The organism is Lignipirellula cremea (assembly GCF_056501455.1).
Genome location: NZ_CM151415.1, coordinates 3,037,098 through 3,050,349, shown reverse-complemented (window position 1 = coordinate 3,050,349; position 13,252 = coordinate 3,037,098). Strand labels below are relative to the sequence as shown.

Here is a 13,252-nt window from a genome sequence, read left to right as displayed (position 1 = left end):
CGTTTTTCTCATAGCGCCGACGGTTTCGCCCTGATGACGGAAGAGTTCGGATATGATCCTGCCGAACTGATCCGTACGCACCAGGACGGCGTCTGGCGCTACCTGCGTTCGCTCGGCTGCGAGGCCTCCCTGGCGGAGGATCTGACGCAGGAGACGTTCCTGATCGTGCTTCAGAAGCCGTTTCAGGACTACGATCCTGCGGCCACTTCCTCCTACCTCCGAACGGTCGCGCGTAACCTCTGGATTTCCTATCAACGGCGCGCCAAACGCGTCGTCCTGACGGACCAGGTGGAACAGCTCGACCGGGCGTGGGAAGAATGGATGCCGAAGGACGGCGGCGAAGAGGCGATCGATGCACTGCGGGACTGCCTGACGCGACTGACCGACCGGGCCCGCTGGGCGCTCGAACGTCGCTTCCGCGACAAGGCGTCGCGGCAGGAAATCGCCGAGGGACTCGGCATTACGGAACATGGCGCGAAAAACCTGATGCAGCGTGCGAAGACTCTCCTTCGCGACTGCGTCGAAACAAAGTTACATGACGACCGACGGTAAAGACCTCCTCCTCGAATCGATGCTCGGCGAAGCGCTGGGCGCCGAGACTCCGCCCGATCTGTCGGGTCGGATTCTCGCTGCGCTGGCGGAACGCAAGCGTCTCGCCGGGAACGGGGGGAAGCCGCTCGCCTCGAACCGGGGCGCCGCAGGGACGCCGCAAAAGGCCGTCGCTTCCGTCGAACGACGCCCCAATCAACCGACGTTCGTCCGCGAAGTCGCCGCAGCCGTCGCGGCGACCAGGTCGCTCCCCGCGAGCCGGGCTGTTCCCACGGGCGCTCGTTCCCTCCCCAGTGTTCCCGGGTCCCTTCCCTGTGTCGCCCCTGCCCCGGCGGCGGAGCGGCTCGTCGGGCGCGCAGATCGGGATCTCCGCTGGCAGCGACTCGCTACCGCGGCGTGTCTTTCCGCCGTCGCTTTGAGCGCGGCCGTCGCGCTCCTGCTGTACGACCGGGCGAACGCGAATTCAGGCGCCGAACCTGCCGTCGCTTCGTCGGACGATCCGGCGAATCCCGACGCTCGATCGATCGCCGCCGGATCTCCCCGCACATCGGTTTCCGGCCCTGACGAATTCTCCCCGTCGCCGGCTGCTCGCGATCGGAATCGCGTTCCTCGCTCGACCGATCCGATTCTGCTCCCCTCGCCGTTCGACCTCGAACGAGCGGAGGTGGCCCTCGACTCCGCAGCCGAAGGCGCCGCTGCCGGGCCCGCGGCGTCGGGCGGTATGTTCGACGAGGAGGCGTTCGCGAACGTCGACGAAGACAAGATCGGCGCCTTGGCCACTCTGCCCCACGTCGATGACTTCCGCGTTCTGGCGCTGCTGGATGCAGAATTCGAAAGGATCTGGTCCGAGGCCAAGGTCGATCCCGCTCCGGAAGCGCCGCAACTGCTGTGGGTCCGCCGCGTCTACCTTCGCGTGCTCGGTCGCATTCCGACCGTCGCCGAACTGCGCGAAGCGTCGGACAAGTTGACGACCTTCGAACGTCAGCGGCTCGTCATTTCCCTGACCGAGCGGGACGAATTCTACGATTACTGGGCGGAGACGCTCGCGGACGAGGCGCTCGGCGTCACGGATTTCGAGAACAGCCCGGTCGATCGCTACCAGTTCGTTCGCCACCTGGCAGGCCGTCTGCGGGCGGGCGTTCCGTTCCACGACATCGTGGCCGAACTCGTCGCCGCGGAAGGGTCGAACGATCCGAAGGCGAAGGACTTCGACCCCGCCGTGAACTTCCTGCTGTCGACCGTCCGGAGCGCTCCCGCTTCGGAGGGTCCGCTTCCGGACGAAGGCGTGCTCGCAGCCAGTCGCACCGCCCGGGCGTTCCTGGGCGAACGGGCCCAGTGCGTGCAGTGCCACGATCACCCGGAAAACGACTGGAAGCAGGACCGGTTCTGGCAGCTCGCCGCCTTCTTCCAGCAGACCCGCGTCGAAGGAATCGAAAGCGGTCGGGCGCGGGTCGTCGACCGCGATCTGGCCGATCAGGAAATGCTCTTCGCGGACCCGTCGGGTCGCACCAGGGCCGTTCTGCCGGTGTTCCATGACTTCCGCATCGACCCCAACGGCGACGTCGAGACGGTCCGCCGGCGGGAGGAGTTGTCGGAACTCGTCGCGTCCTCGCCCCAGGTCTATCGGGCGCTCGTGCATCGCGTCTGGAAGCGGTTCTTCGGCTACGGGCTCGCCCCGGTCGTCGACGACCTCGGCCCGCATCGCGAGGACCGGTTCCCCGCCGCGGTCACGCTCCTTTCCGACGAGACTTCCGCGCACGGCGGCAAGCTTCAGGATCTGGTGCGCTGGCTGGCCCTTTCAGAGCCGTTCAAGCGCGGCTCGACGCTCCCTCGGTCGAAGAACGCGGATCGTCCGGAGGAAGGGACGGAGCCTTACTTCTCGCGGTACTACGTCCGCCCGCTCGAACCGGGAACGATCTACGACTCGCTCCTCGTCGCCGCCGACGCGTTCCAGGCCAGCCGGTCGAAGCCGGAAGAATCCTTCGCCAGGAAGGGGGAATGGCTGGCGGCGTTCCGTCCCGTTCGCGATTCCGACGAGGATCCGCACGTGGTCGAGTCGTTCGATCCGACCGCGGGGATGATCCTCGAAATGATGCACGGCGACCTGACCCGGGACGCTCTCGCAACCAAGTCGGGGAGCTACCTCGATCGGCTGGCGAAGAGCGCCGCGCCCCCGGCCGCGAAGATCGAACACCTCTTCCTGACGGCGTTCGCACGCATGCCGAACCCGCAGGAACGTATGCTTGCCGCTCGCCTGTTCCAGGCGAACCCGGATCGACCGGAAGAGGGCCTGCAGAACCTTTGGTGGGCCCTTTTGAACTCCAACGAGTTCGTTCTGGACCATTGACGCTTTTCGATCAAAATCATTCAGGGTCGCAGGTACTTTCCGGCGCCCCGCACGTTTGGAGATAGCCGCGGGCCACTGAGCAGTGACTCAGGCAGCTCCGGAATCGCGTTTTTGAGACGACCAACAGGACCCTAAATCGATGTTCACTACGCCTAGCGGGATGTCTCGTCGTCACTTCATGTCGCACCTGGCGGGGGCTTCGGCTCTGACGGTGCCGGCGTTGACGATGGGGGGGAGCGTTCTGGCCAACGCCAACGAGCTCTCCAAGAAGCGTAAGAGCGCGATCCTGCTGTGGATGGGCGGCGGACCGGCCTCGATCGACATCTGGGACCTCAAGCCGGGCGCGCCCACGGGCGGTCCCTTCCGCCCCATCAGCACCACCGGCGATCTGCAGATCAGCGAGCACATGCCGCTGATGGCCCAGCAGATGAAGCACATGGCCGTCGTCCGCTCCATGAGCACCCGCGAAGCCGACCACGACCGCGGTCGCTACTACATGCAGACCGGCTACGTTCCCAATCCCTCGATCGAGCATCCCAGCTACGGCGCGGTGGTATCGCACGAAACCATCGACCAGCGCCCCGAACTGGAGATCCCCCCCTTCGTCTCCATCGGCGGCGGAGGCGTCGGACCGGGCTTCCTCGGCATGGCCTGGGCCCCCTTCTCCGTCAACTCCAACGGACAGGTCCGCAATCTCCAGATGAACATGGAGAACGACCGCCTGAGCCAGCGCATGGCCGCCCTGGAACTCGTCGAAAAGGGCTTCATCGCGGAGAACCGCGGATCGGCCGCCGCCGACCACATGAAGATCCTGCAGAAGACGGTCAACCTCATGACCAGCAAGCAGATGGACGCCTTCAAGGTCGCCCAGGAAGCCCCCGCCATGCTCGAACGCTACGGCGACAACGCCTTCGGGCGCGGCTGCCTGATGGCCCGCCGCCTGGTCGAGACGGGCGTCCCCTTCGTCGAAGTCGGAAACGGCGGCTGGGACATGCACAACGGCATCCATAACACGCTCCAGAACACCAAGCTCCCCGAGCTCGACCAGGCCATGAGCGCCCTCGTCGAGGACCTCGCCCAGCGCGGTCTGCTCGAAGACACGGTCGTCATGTGGATGGGCGAGTTCGGACGGACCCCCCGCATCAACGGCAACGCCGGTCGCGACCACTGGGCTCGCTCCTGGTCGGTCGTCGTCGGCGGCGGCGGCATCAAGGGGGGCCAGGCGGTCGGCGAAACCGATGCCGACGGCACCAGCGTCGTCACCGAGCCCTACACCAGCCAGGACATGATGGCCAGCGTCTGCCATGCCCTCGGCATCTCCCTGGAAACGACCTTCACCAGCCTCTCGGGTCGCCCGATGAAGATCGCCAACTCCGGCAAGGTCATCAAGGAACTCTTCGCCTAACCGAAGAAGAGCCCCGAAGATCCTGAAACCGCACGACGCTTGCCGAACATCGGCAAGCGTCGCTCGCGTTAGGGACGGACGCCTTCTACGCCCCGTTCGCTCCGGATCAGCCGGCGAACGGTCTCAAGCTTCGTTCGCGGCGTGCCGCTCGATCTCTTCCACCTCGTCGGGATCGAGGTGGAGATCCTCGCGTTTCTCCTCGGCATTATGCAGCAGGTTATCGACCTGCCGGCGACGAGCGAGATAGAAGTAGACCCCGATGAACGCGTACAGAATCGTCATGATGCGATAGGCGAACGCGACGACGATCCCCTCGCGGGAGCTGACGCCCGCTCCGCCGAACGCCTGGTAGAGGTAGGCGAGCGCCGCCTCGAACGCTCCCAGTCCTGCCGGCAGCGGGACGCTGTTGGCCAGCATCGCGGTCGGCACCACGATCACGTGTTCGAGAAACGTGTGGTTTCCGAACGACAGGCCGATGGCCGTCGCCCAGACCGCCGCCGCGAAACCGAGGTGCGTCGCGAGACTCAGCGCGGTCACAGCGATCGCCACGCCCGGCTTCGAGCGATACGTCCTCAAGGCCCCGAGAAGATCGAGAGCCGTCTTGCCGAGGAGAGGAATTCGCTCGACCCGATCCAGGGCCCGGTGGGAAAGCAGCGGCGTCCCGATCGCTGCCACGATGCCGATCGTCGCGACGACGCAGACGACGAAACTCGTCAGGCCGATCGAGTGGAGAATCCTGAACGCTCGCGAGTCGACGTCGACCGGCTCGAACAGAAGCAGATAGGCGTAGCCGAACAGCGAGACGTAGAAGAGCGCCAGCAGCCCCGCCATCCGGTCGAGGATTACCGTCGCGATCGCCTCGGCTTTCCGATCGGGCCGATGCTGGGCGATGTAGAAGGCTTTGACGAAATCGCCGCCGACTACGCCGACGGTGAAGAACGTGAAAAGGTGGCCGATGAATCCCAGCGCGATCGCGTCGCGCAAGCGAAACGGGATTCCGAGAGCGGTCACCAGGATCCGCCAGCGGACGAACGTCAGGGTCATCGCGGCGAGACCGATCGTGAACGCCGCCAGCAGCGCGGCCCAGTTCAGCGATCGGGACTGCAGGTCGCGCAGGCTATCATCGCTCCAGGCCTGCCACGCCAGGTAGCCGAGCAGGCCGAACGAAACGGCGTATTTCGCCAGAAAGACGGCCCACGCCCGTAGTCGCTGGATTTTCAAGCGCGAACCGAAGCTGGGGGATCGGCGTCTGGTTTCTAAAGTCGCGAGGTCGTCGACCTGCCTCCTGGACGACCGGTCGCACAGGTTTCGCGTCGCGGAGAGAGATCCCGTTGACGCTCCCGGCGAGCCTTGCTAACTTTAAGAACCTTCCGGTTTCGCCGCCAGCCGTCCATTGGACAGCTTGCCCGGAGTCGAAGGAACGCGGGGGATTAGCTCAGTTGGGAGAGCGCTTGAATGGCATTCAAGAGGTCAGGGGTTCAAGTCCCCTATCCTCCACTCCGTGAAACGGCTGCCTGAGGCGCCGTGAAGTCCCGCGAAAATGGAAGAGCCGTCGATGGTCCAGCGACCGTCGGCGGCTCTTCGCGATTTGCACGTTCAGTAAGGGCGACGCGAACGGCTGATCGTCGCTCGACAGGGCCTGGTCGGCCCGCTCGAGTCGGCTCAGCAGGCCGATTCGGCGAGGCCGATTTCGACGCTGATCGCTCCGAGGTCGGAGTCGAAGGGAAGCGTCATCGGCGTCGACTGCGAGGGGAACGTCACGAGGTGGTTCTCGCCGCAGACGACGGTAGGAAGTCCGATCGACAGGGCGCTGCTGCCGAACTTCGTCTTGGCGGCGCCGGCGATCATGTTGGCGATCTCGCCGACGGCGTCGGTCACGTCGCCGTTCAGCGTCTCGGGTCGATCGCCCAGCATCCTTTCGGTCGCCCTGATGGCCGTTTCGCGACTCAGGCTCACGACGACCATGCCGTGCATGCCGCCCGAGATCCCGATCATGCCGCTGACTTCGAACGCCGGCGAACTGTCGCTCTTGAGCCCGAGCCGGCCTCGGGTCAGTTCGCAGCCGAGCATCGTGCGAAAGACCTCGATCGTCGCCGAGATGAAAGGATTGAAATGTTCTGCACGCATTCGACGACGCCTGTAGCGAGAACCGCGGAAGCTTCCGGCAGAATCAAACGGGGGTGCCGTACTTGTCGAGCTTCTCGCGAACCTGCTCCGGCGTGAACGGCTTGAGCAGGTAGTCGTTGACCCCTGCCTGAATGGCTTCGACGACCCGGCTGCGTTCGCCTTCGGTCGTGATCATGAAGATGGGAACGGTCGAACCGGTCGCGCGGATATCGCGGGTGAGTTCGATGCCCGACTTGTTCGGCATGTTCCAGTCGGTGAGCACCAGGGAGATCGCGTTCTCCTGGAACTGTCGCAATCCCTCCACGCCGTCGGCCGCTTCGACGATGTCGTCGAACCCGACCGCGTTCAGCGAACGGATGATGATTTTCCGCATCACACCCGAATCGTCGACGACCAGTACCTTCTCGCTCATAACCATGCCCCTTGGTTTGGGAACGAATTCAATACGGACCAAACGTAGGTCGCAGAAGGCTCGAGCGCCGGATCGCCTCGTCGAATCTCGACGCAGAGATCGAAGCGCGGACTTGCCCGGCTGCCGAAAACGAAAAAAACCCTGCGGCGCAGGGGCGTCGCAGGGTCGAAGGAGCGTTCGCGGCGCGAGGCCGGAAAGAACGGGGCGTAGCGAGCGTCAGGCGACTGCCGCTTCGGCGGGGCGAGCGATTTCCTGACGGGGGCCGAAGAACTCGAAACGGATTCGGTCGTCGTCGACGCCGAGGTTCTTCAGGCTGCCGTAGATGCACCGCATAAAGGCGGGCGGACCGCAGAAGTAGTACGCCGCCGTCTCGTAGGGCGTATGCGTCTTCAGGAACTCCTCGTCGATGCGGCCGCCGCTGCGACAACGGCCCTGAGCCAGATCGTCGTCCGTCGGATCGTCGTAGACGACGTGCGTCTGGAAGTTCGACGCCTGCGTCTGCAGGGCCTCCAACTCGCTCGCGAACGCCTGGACGCGAGCGTTCTTCGCCGCCTGCACGAACAACACCGGCGCCGCGTAACGCTGACGGACCAGCGACTTGGCCATCGACAGCAGGGGCGTGATGCCGATGCCGCCTGCGAGAAAGACGAGGGGCTGCCCCCCCTCGGACGATTCGCTGCCCAGGTGTTCGGGCGAAAGCGTAAACTCGCCGCACGGAGGGCCGATCTCCAGCAGCGATCCCGGCTGCGCGACGTCATGCAGGTAGTTGGAGATCAGTCCGCCCGGACCTCCCTCGACGACGCCGGACTCTCGCTTGACGCTGATGCGGTAATGGCCGACGTCCGGCTCGTCTGAAAGGCTGTAATTGCGGGGCGAAGTCGGCGTCGCGGGATGTTCGACTCGCACGGTGAGGTACTGTCCCGCCTGGAACGTCGGCAGTTCGCCGCCGTCGGCCGGCTTCAGATAGATCGACGTAACGACGTCGCTCTCCCGGACCTTGCGATCGACGCGAAACTGTCGATAGCCGTTCCAGCCGCCGCGCGCTTCGCGCTGCTGCTGGTAAATCTCGGCCTCGCGATCGATGCAGATCTGGGCCAGGAAACCGTACGCTTCCGCGATCGCGCCGACCACCTCGTCGGTCGCGGCATCGCCGAAGATATCTTTCACGGCGGCGAGCAGGTGCTTCCCGACGATCGGGTAGTGCTCCGGCTGAATCCCGAGCGAGCAATGCTTCTGCGCGATGATCTCGATCGCCGGACCGAGGATCTGCGGGTTATCGATGTGCGAGAAGTAAGCGACGATCGCGCCGGCCAGCGCCCGCTGCTGTCCGCCGGAATGCTGGTGCGCGGGATTGAAGTAGGCCAGCACCTCCGGGTTCTCCGCGAACATCCGCTGATAGAATCGACGGGTGAGCGTTTCGGAGTTCGCCGCGACCGCGGGGGCGACGCTCTGGATGATTTCGATCGAACGGGGGGAGATCATGGAGGGGACCCCAGACGGACGGAAGGCGCGACGAGACAAGTATCGTCAAATCTGTACCTCAATGTATAGAATTAATCCTGGACGTCAAGGTGTAGTTTTCATTCGCAGCGGGCTGAACCGATCCCATGCTCTCTAAAACGGCGGAATACGCTCTCCGGGCGATGGTCTGCCTCGCCGCGGGTCCGCGACTTCCCGCTTCCGCGGACGTGCTCGCGAAGAAGACGCAGACGCCCCGGTCGTACCTCAACCGGGTGCTCCAGGATCTGGCGGCGGCGGGACTGGTACAGTCCCGGCCCGGTCCCGGCGGCGGCTACGAACTGGCGCGGGACATCGCCGAGGTGACGATCCTGGACGTGGTGAACGCCGTCGCGCCGGTGGAGCGGATCCGGAGTTGCCCGCTCGGCCTGCCCTCCCACACGTCGCTCTGCCCGCTGCACAAGGAGATCGACAAGGCCTACGCGGCGACCGAGGCGGCGTTCCGCGCCGTCACGCTGAAGAGCCTTATCGAGTCGACCGACCCGATCGTGCCGCTGTGCGACGTCACTGTCGGAGGGTGAATCGGACGTGCAGAGCGGTCGGCAAGTGATTCAGGCGAGCGGAGGGCGCAAGCCCTCCGTGTTCTCCGGCTCACGACCCGGGTGCGTCGCTGCGGGTGCAATGCCGCGGCAGGCAAGGCACAATGATCCCGGCGCACCTGACGAGCCGTTCGGCGCGCCGATCTTCTCCCTCCAGCCTCTCTCGCTGAAGATCATGAAACAGGCTTCGCTGTTCGCCGCTTCGTTCTTCGCGTTACTCTCGTCGGGCCTCTGTCCCTCAACTCGTGCTGCCGAGCCGGCGCCGCTCATCACGCGGGAGCGGATCGAACTGAACCTCGCCGGCGCCGAGACGATCGTCGCGGCGGCCAAGGCGAAGGCCGAGTCGATGGGGGTGAAGGTCAACATCGCCGTCGTCGACGACGGGGGCCATCCGCTCGCGTTCGCCCGCATGGACGGCGCGCCCGCGGCCAGCGCCTACACCGCGATGACCAAGGCGGCGAGCGCCGCGACCTTCCGGCCCGAGTCGGGCCCGCTGCCGCCGGGCGGAGGCGAAGTCGACGCCCACCTCAGCCTGAGCGTGCAGAACGCGGCGGCAGCGAGCGGGTGGAAGGCGACCACGCTCAAGGGCGGCGTCGCGATTCTCGTCGAAGGCCAGTCGATCGGCGGCGTCGGCGTCGGGGGCGGGACGGGCGAACAGGACGCCGAAGTCGCCAAAGCCGCGATTCAGGCGCTGCTGGAGGCCATCGATGCCGAGATCGCATTGCCGATGCCGAATCGCATTCTGCCAGGACCGAATCCATGACCGGGACGTTCAGACGAACGAAGCTGTCGCTCGCGATGCTCTTGGGTTTCGCTGTCGCCACGACCGCGTTCGCCGACGAGGCGACGAAGGCTCGCGATCTGCTGGGCGAAGCGCATGCTGCCGCCGATCGCGGCGAGAGCGAAGCGGCGGTCAAGGCGGCGACCAAGGCGATCGAACTCGATGCGTCGCTCGCTTCCGCCTATTACCTCCGCGGAAGAGAGCGGTTCAAACTGGCGCAGTTCCAGGGCTCGGTCGCCGACTTCGATCGCTATGTCGAATTGACGCCGCAGGCCGCGTCGCGGCAGTGGGAGCGCGGCATCGCGCTCTACTATGCGGGCGAGTACGCCAGGGGCGCCGAGCAGTTCGCCCTGTACCAGACGTACCATAACGCCGACGTGGAGAACGCGGCCTGGCGCTATCTGTGCGTGGCTCGTATCGAGGAGGCGAAGGGCGGAGGGATCGAGAAGGCCCGCGCGTCGCTGCTGCCGATCGAGAACGACCGCCGCGTGCCGATGATGGAGATCTATCGCCTGTACAAGGGCGACGCGACGCCGGACGACGTGCTGAAAGCGGCTCGGGCGGGCGACCCCGACGAAGCCGAACTCGCGGGGCGACTCTTCTACGCCCGGCTCTACGTCGGCCTGTACCACGAGGCCGCGGGGCGGCACGACCTCGCGCGGAAGTACCTGCTCGAAGCCGCCGACGAACACGCGGAGACTCGCACGATCAACCGCTACATGTACGACGTCGCGCGAGTCCACGCCCAGAAACTGCGAGCGGCGAAGTGATTCGGGCGAAGTGATTCGTAGGGCTGGCGCAGGGGCGTCGCCTGCCAAGAAGCGGTTTCGAGCCGCAACCCTGAAGAAACGCCGACGCTATATCCGACGTCGCGACGACGCCGAGAACGAATCATCGTCGAGCGTCGTGAGAACGACAGGTGCGGCGAGCCGCACCCATCTAGTCCGTCTATCTCTTTCTGTCAGGCTGATCGAAGAGTTTCGGGTGCCACTGCAGCATATTGCATCACGCGGTTTCGGCTCGCAGGAGCAGGTAAGCGTGATGGAGCAAGATCTTATGGCTGATCCAGCGATCGACTCGATGCAGCCTTCGCGCCCAGTTGGGCAGGCCCTTCAGGCCGAAGCCGAGGTTGGTCATCCTCCCGAATTGTCGCTCGATATGTTCGCGGGCGACGCGGATCCGTTCGCCGAGCGGGTGGTTCATGATTCGATGCACGACCTTCCGCCGAGGGTGACCGCCGGGGCTGACGTAGTTCTTGATGAGCGGACAGTAGAACTTCATGCCGGTCCCTTTCAGGCAGTCGTGGATCGGACCGCTGTCGTAGTTCCCGTCGGCGAAGACGCGTCGCACGCGCGGAGCGAGCGGAGGCAGCAGACGCTTGGCCGCGACTCGCTCCTGTTCGTTGAGAGGTCGCACTTCATGTCGCAGCACGACGCCCCGCCCGTCGACGACGGCATGCAGCTTGTAGCCTCGTCCGAAGCGGCGATACGCCCGTCCGTTCTTGGCGTCGCGGTCGCGACTGTAGTCGCTGACGCGGAAGGGCTGCCCGTCGATCGCGGCCGTCGGAGTCGGCTCGCCCAGACGCTCGGCGATCGCGGCCTGGGTCGCTTCGCGAGCCGCGAGGAGTTCAGGCTTTCGCGAGCGCCGGCTGATCGTGCTGGGGTCGGGGATGCGTGCGGGCCGGCGTTCGCTCGGCCAGTTCTCCGCCTGGCAGGCCCAGCACATCGGTCGGTCGTGCAGCACGGCCCAGAGGATCACCGCGACGATCTCTCGCGAGGAGTAGACGTACGACGAAGGCGACTTGTCTTCCGGCACGAACTGCACGACGATTTCCCACAAGCGATCTTCCATGACCTGCCCCTTTCTTCGTTTGGCGACGAGAAAAGGTAAGTCTGGAAGATCGCTGCATTTACGGACAAGACGAATCCAAAACGGCCCGTGCAATTTGTTGCACTGGCTCCGCCAGTGCCGAAGCTTGAACGGTCATCCAACACAAGCGATCCGCCTCCGGAAAAGCACTGGCGGAGCCAGTGGCACCCGGAGGAGAAGCTGACTTTCGGCGAGCCGCACCCTACGAAACGGTCGTCAAAGCTGACTGCCGCTGCGATGGCAGGCGGGGCGCCTGCCATAGGCGTCGCCTCACACCCCGATCTTCGACCAGCCGGATCGCGGTTCGCGGGTGAGGAAGCGTTCGGCGTCGGGAGCGTTGGGGATCTTCAGGTTGGCGCTGTCCCACTCGAGTTTCTGGCCCGCGCGGAAGGCGACGTTGCCGAGGTGGTTGGCCTCGGTCAGCATCCCGGCGTAGCTGAAGGGGCTCCCCGTGGGAGAGCCGGTCTTGATCGCGGTGACCCACTCCTGGTGATGCTGGCCGCCGACGCGGGGCAGGAACGGGTCGGGCAACTTGGCGCCGTCGAACTGTTCCTCGGGCAGCAGCACGTGCTTCGTATAGTCCGAGAGCAGCATGCCCTTGTCGCCGATGAACAGGATGCCGTCGCCCCACTGCGGAATCTTGCCGTCGGTCCAGATCGTCGGCTTGGGCTGTCCCTGGTACCAGGTGAGTTTGCACGCCGGCTTGTCGCCGCGGGCGCCGTACTCGTAGACGACCTTCAGCGACGCGGGGGCGATCTCCGCGTGAGGCGGAGCGTCGTGGAACGCTTCGACCGTCTTCGGCGCGTCGAGTTCGCAGGCGAAGTAGGGATAGTCGACCCAGTGGCTGCCGAGATCGGACATCGTTCCGTTGCCGAAGTCCCACCAGCGGTACCACTTCGGCCCCGGGAAATAGACGTCGTGGTAGGGACGCTCGGGAGCCGGCCCGAGCCAGAGATTCCACTTCAGATTCGCGGGCGGCGTCATCGCCTCCGCCGGTCGATCGCTGACGTAGACGATGTCGCCGAAGCGCTTCGCGTCTTCCTGCGATTGCAGGCCCCACGCACGCGAGACCCAGACGTGAATCTCGGTCACGCCGCCGATGACGCCAGAGCGGATCAGTTCCGCGACCCGGCGGAAGTTGTCCTGGGCGTGCATCTGCGTCCCCATCTGGGTGACGACCTTGCTCTTCTCCGCGGCCAGCCGGACCATGCGGGCCTCGACCACGTTGTGCGTCAGCGGCTTCTCGCAGTAGACGTGCTTCCCCAGTTCCAGCGCCGGAAGCGTGGCGTAGGCGTGCGTATGTTCGCACGTGCTGACGACGACCGAGTCGATGTCGTTCGAGTCGTCGAGCAGCTTGCGGAAGTCGGTGTACTTGCGGGCGTTCGGGTACTTCTGCGCCGCGGCGTTCAGGGCGCTTTCGTTCACGTCGCAGATCGCGACGACGTTCTCCTGACCGTTCCGGGCGATATCGTTCAGGTTCGATCCGCCCCTTCCGCCGACGCCGATGAAGGCCAGGTTCAGCCGTTCGTTCGCCCCAGCGGCTCGAAGCCACGAAGGCGCCGCCCAGAGCGCCGCGGCGCCGGCTGCGGATTGACCGAGGAACGAGCGGCGGGAATCACGACGAGGGGACGTCATCAGGCGACCTTTCGCGAAGTCGAGGGCGACGATCGGAGGAGACCGGAGGAGGGATCAGCGAGGCCGTGTG

Annotated in this window: 12 protein-coding genes and 1 tRNA gene; 7 read left to right on the top strand and 6 right to left on the bottom strand. The window is 65.3% G+C overall.

Annotated elements, in window-relative coordinates; translation table 11 throughout:
- Positions 1–33 precede the first annotated feature (33 nt).
- The 3 genes from SH602x_RS11975 to SH602x_RS11965 all read left to right on the top strand — a co-directional run bounded on the left by SH602x_RS11975 (position 34) and on the right by SH602x_RS11965 (position 4,301).
- Positions 34–552, top strand: a complete 519-nt coding sequence (locus tag SH602x_RS11975) for an RNA polymerase sigma factor (RefSeq protein WP_479468217.1) — start codon at positions 34–36, stop codon at positions 550–552.
- Positions 536–2,896 carry a DUF1549 domain-containing protein gene (locus SH602x_RS11970; RefSeq protein WP_479477006.1) on the top strand — a complete coding sequence of 787 codons (2,361 nt, stop codon included), beginning with the start codon at positions 536–538 and terminating at the stop codon, positions 2,894–2,896. Before SH602x_RS11975 ends, SH602x_RS11970 begins: the two co-directional genes overlap by 17 nt.
- A gap of 160 nt (positions 2,897–3,056) precedes the next feature.
- Complete coding sequence (locus SH602x_RS11965; protein ID WP_479477005.1) at positions 3,057–4,301, top strand: DUF1501 domain-containing protein; 1,245 nt, start codon at positions 3,057–3,059, stop codon at positions 4,299–4,301.
- A gap of 123 nt (positions 4,302–4,424) precedes the next feature.
- Here the strand turns inward: SH602x_RS11965 and SH602x_RS11960 are convergent, their stop codons facing one another.
- The gene (locus tag SH602x_RS11960; RefSeq protein ID WP_479477004.1) at positions 4,425–5,522 is read right to left on the bottom strand and encodes a lysylphosphatidylglycerol synthase transmembrane domain-containing protein; all 1,098 of its coding nucleotides are present in this window, start codon (positions 5,520–5,522) and stop codon (positions 4,425–4,427) included.
- Positions 5,523–5,725: 203 nt separating this feature from the next.
- Here SH602x_RS11960 and SH602x_RS11955 point away from each other — a divergent pair.
- Positions 5,726–5,798, top strand: a tRNA-Ala gene (locus SH602x_RS11955).
- A gap of 165 nt (positions 5,799–5,963) precedes the next feature.
- On the opposite strand, the gene SH602x_RS11950 is transcribed toward SH602x_RS11955, so the two are convergent.
- The 3 genes from SH602x_RS11950 to hmpA all read right to left on the bottom strand — a co-directional run bounded on the left by SH602x_RS11950 (position 5,964) and on the right by hmpA (position 8,322).
- The gene (locus tag SH602x_RS11950) at positions 5,964–6,428 is read right to left on the bottom strand and encodes a chemotaxis protein CheX (protein ID WP_479477003.1); all 465 of its coding nucleotides are present in this window, start codon (positions 6,426–6,428) and stop codon (positions 5,964–5,966) included.
- A 43-nt stretch (positions 6,429–6,471) separates the two neighbouring features.
- The gene (locus SH602x_RS11945) at positions 6,472–6,840 is read right to left on the bottom strand and encodes a response regulator (protein ID WP_479477002.1); all 369 of its coding nucleotides are present in this window, start codon (positions 6,838–6,840) and stop codon (positions 6,472–6,474) included.
- 216 nt (positions 6,841–7,056) lie between these two features.
- Positions 7,057–8,322, bottom strand: a complete 1,266-nt coding sequence (gene hmpA, locus SH602x_RS11940) for an NO-inducible flavohemoprotein (RefSeq protein WP_479477001.1) — start codon at positions 8,320–8,322, stop codon at positions 7,057–7,059.
- A 125-nt stretch (positions 8,323–8,447) separates the two neighbouring features.
- Here hmpA and SH602x_RS11935 point away from each other — a divergent pair, with 125 nt between their 5' ends.
- The 3 genes from SH602x_RS11935 to SH602x_RS11925 all read left to right on the top strand — a co-directional run bounded on the left by SH602x_RS11935 (position 8,448) and on the right by SH602x_RS11925 (position 10,448).
- Positions 8,448–8,879 (top strand): RrF2 family transcriptional regulator, encoded by a 432-nt coding sequence (locus SH602x_RS11935; RefSeq protein WP_479477000.1) that lies wholly within the window; start codon positions 8,448–8,450, stop codon positions 8,877–8,879.
- Between the two features lie 193 nt (positions 8,880–9,072).
- Complete coding sequence (locus SH602x_RS11930) at positions 9,073–9,660, top strand: GlcG/HbpS family heme-binding protein (protein WP_479476999.1); 588 nt, start codon at positions 9,073–9,075, stop codon at positions 9,658–9,660.
- Positions 9,657–10,448: a tetratricopeptide repeat protein gene (locus tag SH602x_RS11925; RefSeq protein ID WP_479476998.1), complete on the top strand. Its 792-nt coding sequence runs from the start codon at positions 9,657–9,659 to the stop codon at positions 10,446–10,448. Before SH602x_RS11930 ends, SH602x_RS11925 begins: the two co-directional genes overlap by 4 nt.
- Positions 10,449–10,683: 235 nt before the next feature.
- On the opposite strand, the gene SH602x_RS11920 is transcribed toward SH602x_RS11925, so the two are convergent.
- Together SH602x_RS11920 and SH602x_RS11915 are read right to left on the bottom strand one after the other, a co-directional pair.
- Positions 10,684–11,529 carry a transposase gene (locus SH602x_RS11920; RefSeq protein WP_479474298.1) on the bottom strand — a complete coding sequence of 282 codons (846 nt, stop codon included), beginning with the start codon at positions 11,527–11,529 and terminating at the stop codon, positions 10,684–10,686.
- Between the two features lie 288 nt (positions 11,530–11,817).
- Entirely contained in the window at positions 11,818–13,182 is a 1,365-nt protein-coding gene (locus SH602x_RS11915; RefSeq protein ID WP_479476997.1) for a Gfo/Idh/MocA family protein, read from the bottom strand.
- Positions 13,183–13,252 lie beyond the last annotated feature (70 nt).

What these genes read in the sequence shown, in the direction of transcription:
- SH602x_RS11965 (WP_479477005.1), top strand. Translation starts at nt 3,057, where the DNA reads ATGTCTCGTCGTCACTTCATGTCGCACCTGGCGGGGGCTTCGGCTCTG.
- SH602x_RS11975 (WP_479468217.1), top strand. Translation starts at nt 34, where the DNA reads ATGACGGAAGAGTTCGGATATGATCCTGCCGAACTGATCCGTACGCAC.
- SH602x_RS11930 (WP_479476999.1), top strand. Translation starts at nt 9,073, where the DNA reads ATGAAACAGGCTTCGCTGTTCGCCGCTTCGTTCTTCGCGTTACTCTCG.
- SH602x_RS11925 (WP_479476998.1), top strand. Translation starts at nt 9,657, where the DNA reads ATGACCGGGACGTTCAGACGAACGAAGCTGTCGCTCGCGATGCTCTTG.
- SH602x_RS11935 (WP_479477000.1), top strand. Translation starts at nt 8,448, where the DNA reads ATGCTCTCTAAAACGGCGGAATACGCTCTCCGGGCGATGGTCTGCCTC.
- SH602x_RS11920 (WP_479474298.1), bottom strand. Translation starts at nt 11,529, where the DNA reads ATGGAAGATCGCTTGTGGGAAATCGTCGTGCAGTTCGTGCCGGAAGAC.
- SH602x_RS11950 (WP_479477003.1), bottom strand. Translation starts at nt 6,428, where the DNA reads ATGCGTGCAGAACATTTCAATCCTTTCATCTCGGCGACGATCGAGGTC.
- SH602x_RS11945 (WP_479477002.1), bottom strand. Translation starts at nt 6,840, where the DNA reads ATGAGCGAGAAGGTACTGGTCGTCGACGATTCGGGTGTGATGCGGAAA.
- hmpA (WP_479477001.1), bottom strand. Translation starts at nt 8,322, where the DNA reads ATGATCTCCCCCCGTTCGATCGAAATCATCCAGAGCGTCGCCCCCGCG.
- SH602x_RS11915 (WP_479476997.1), bottom strand. Translation starts at nt 13,182, where the DNA reads ATGACGTCCCCTCGTCGTGATTCCCGCCGCTCGTTCCTCGGTCAATCC.
- SH602x_RS11970 (WP_479477006.1), top strand. Translation starts at nt 536, where the DNA reads ATGACGACCGACGGTAAAGACCTCCTCCTCGAATCGATGCTCGGCGAA.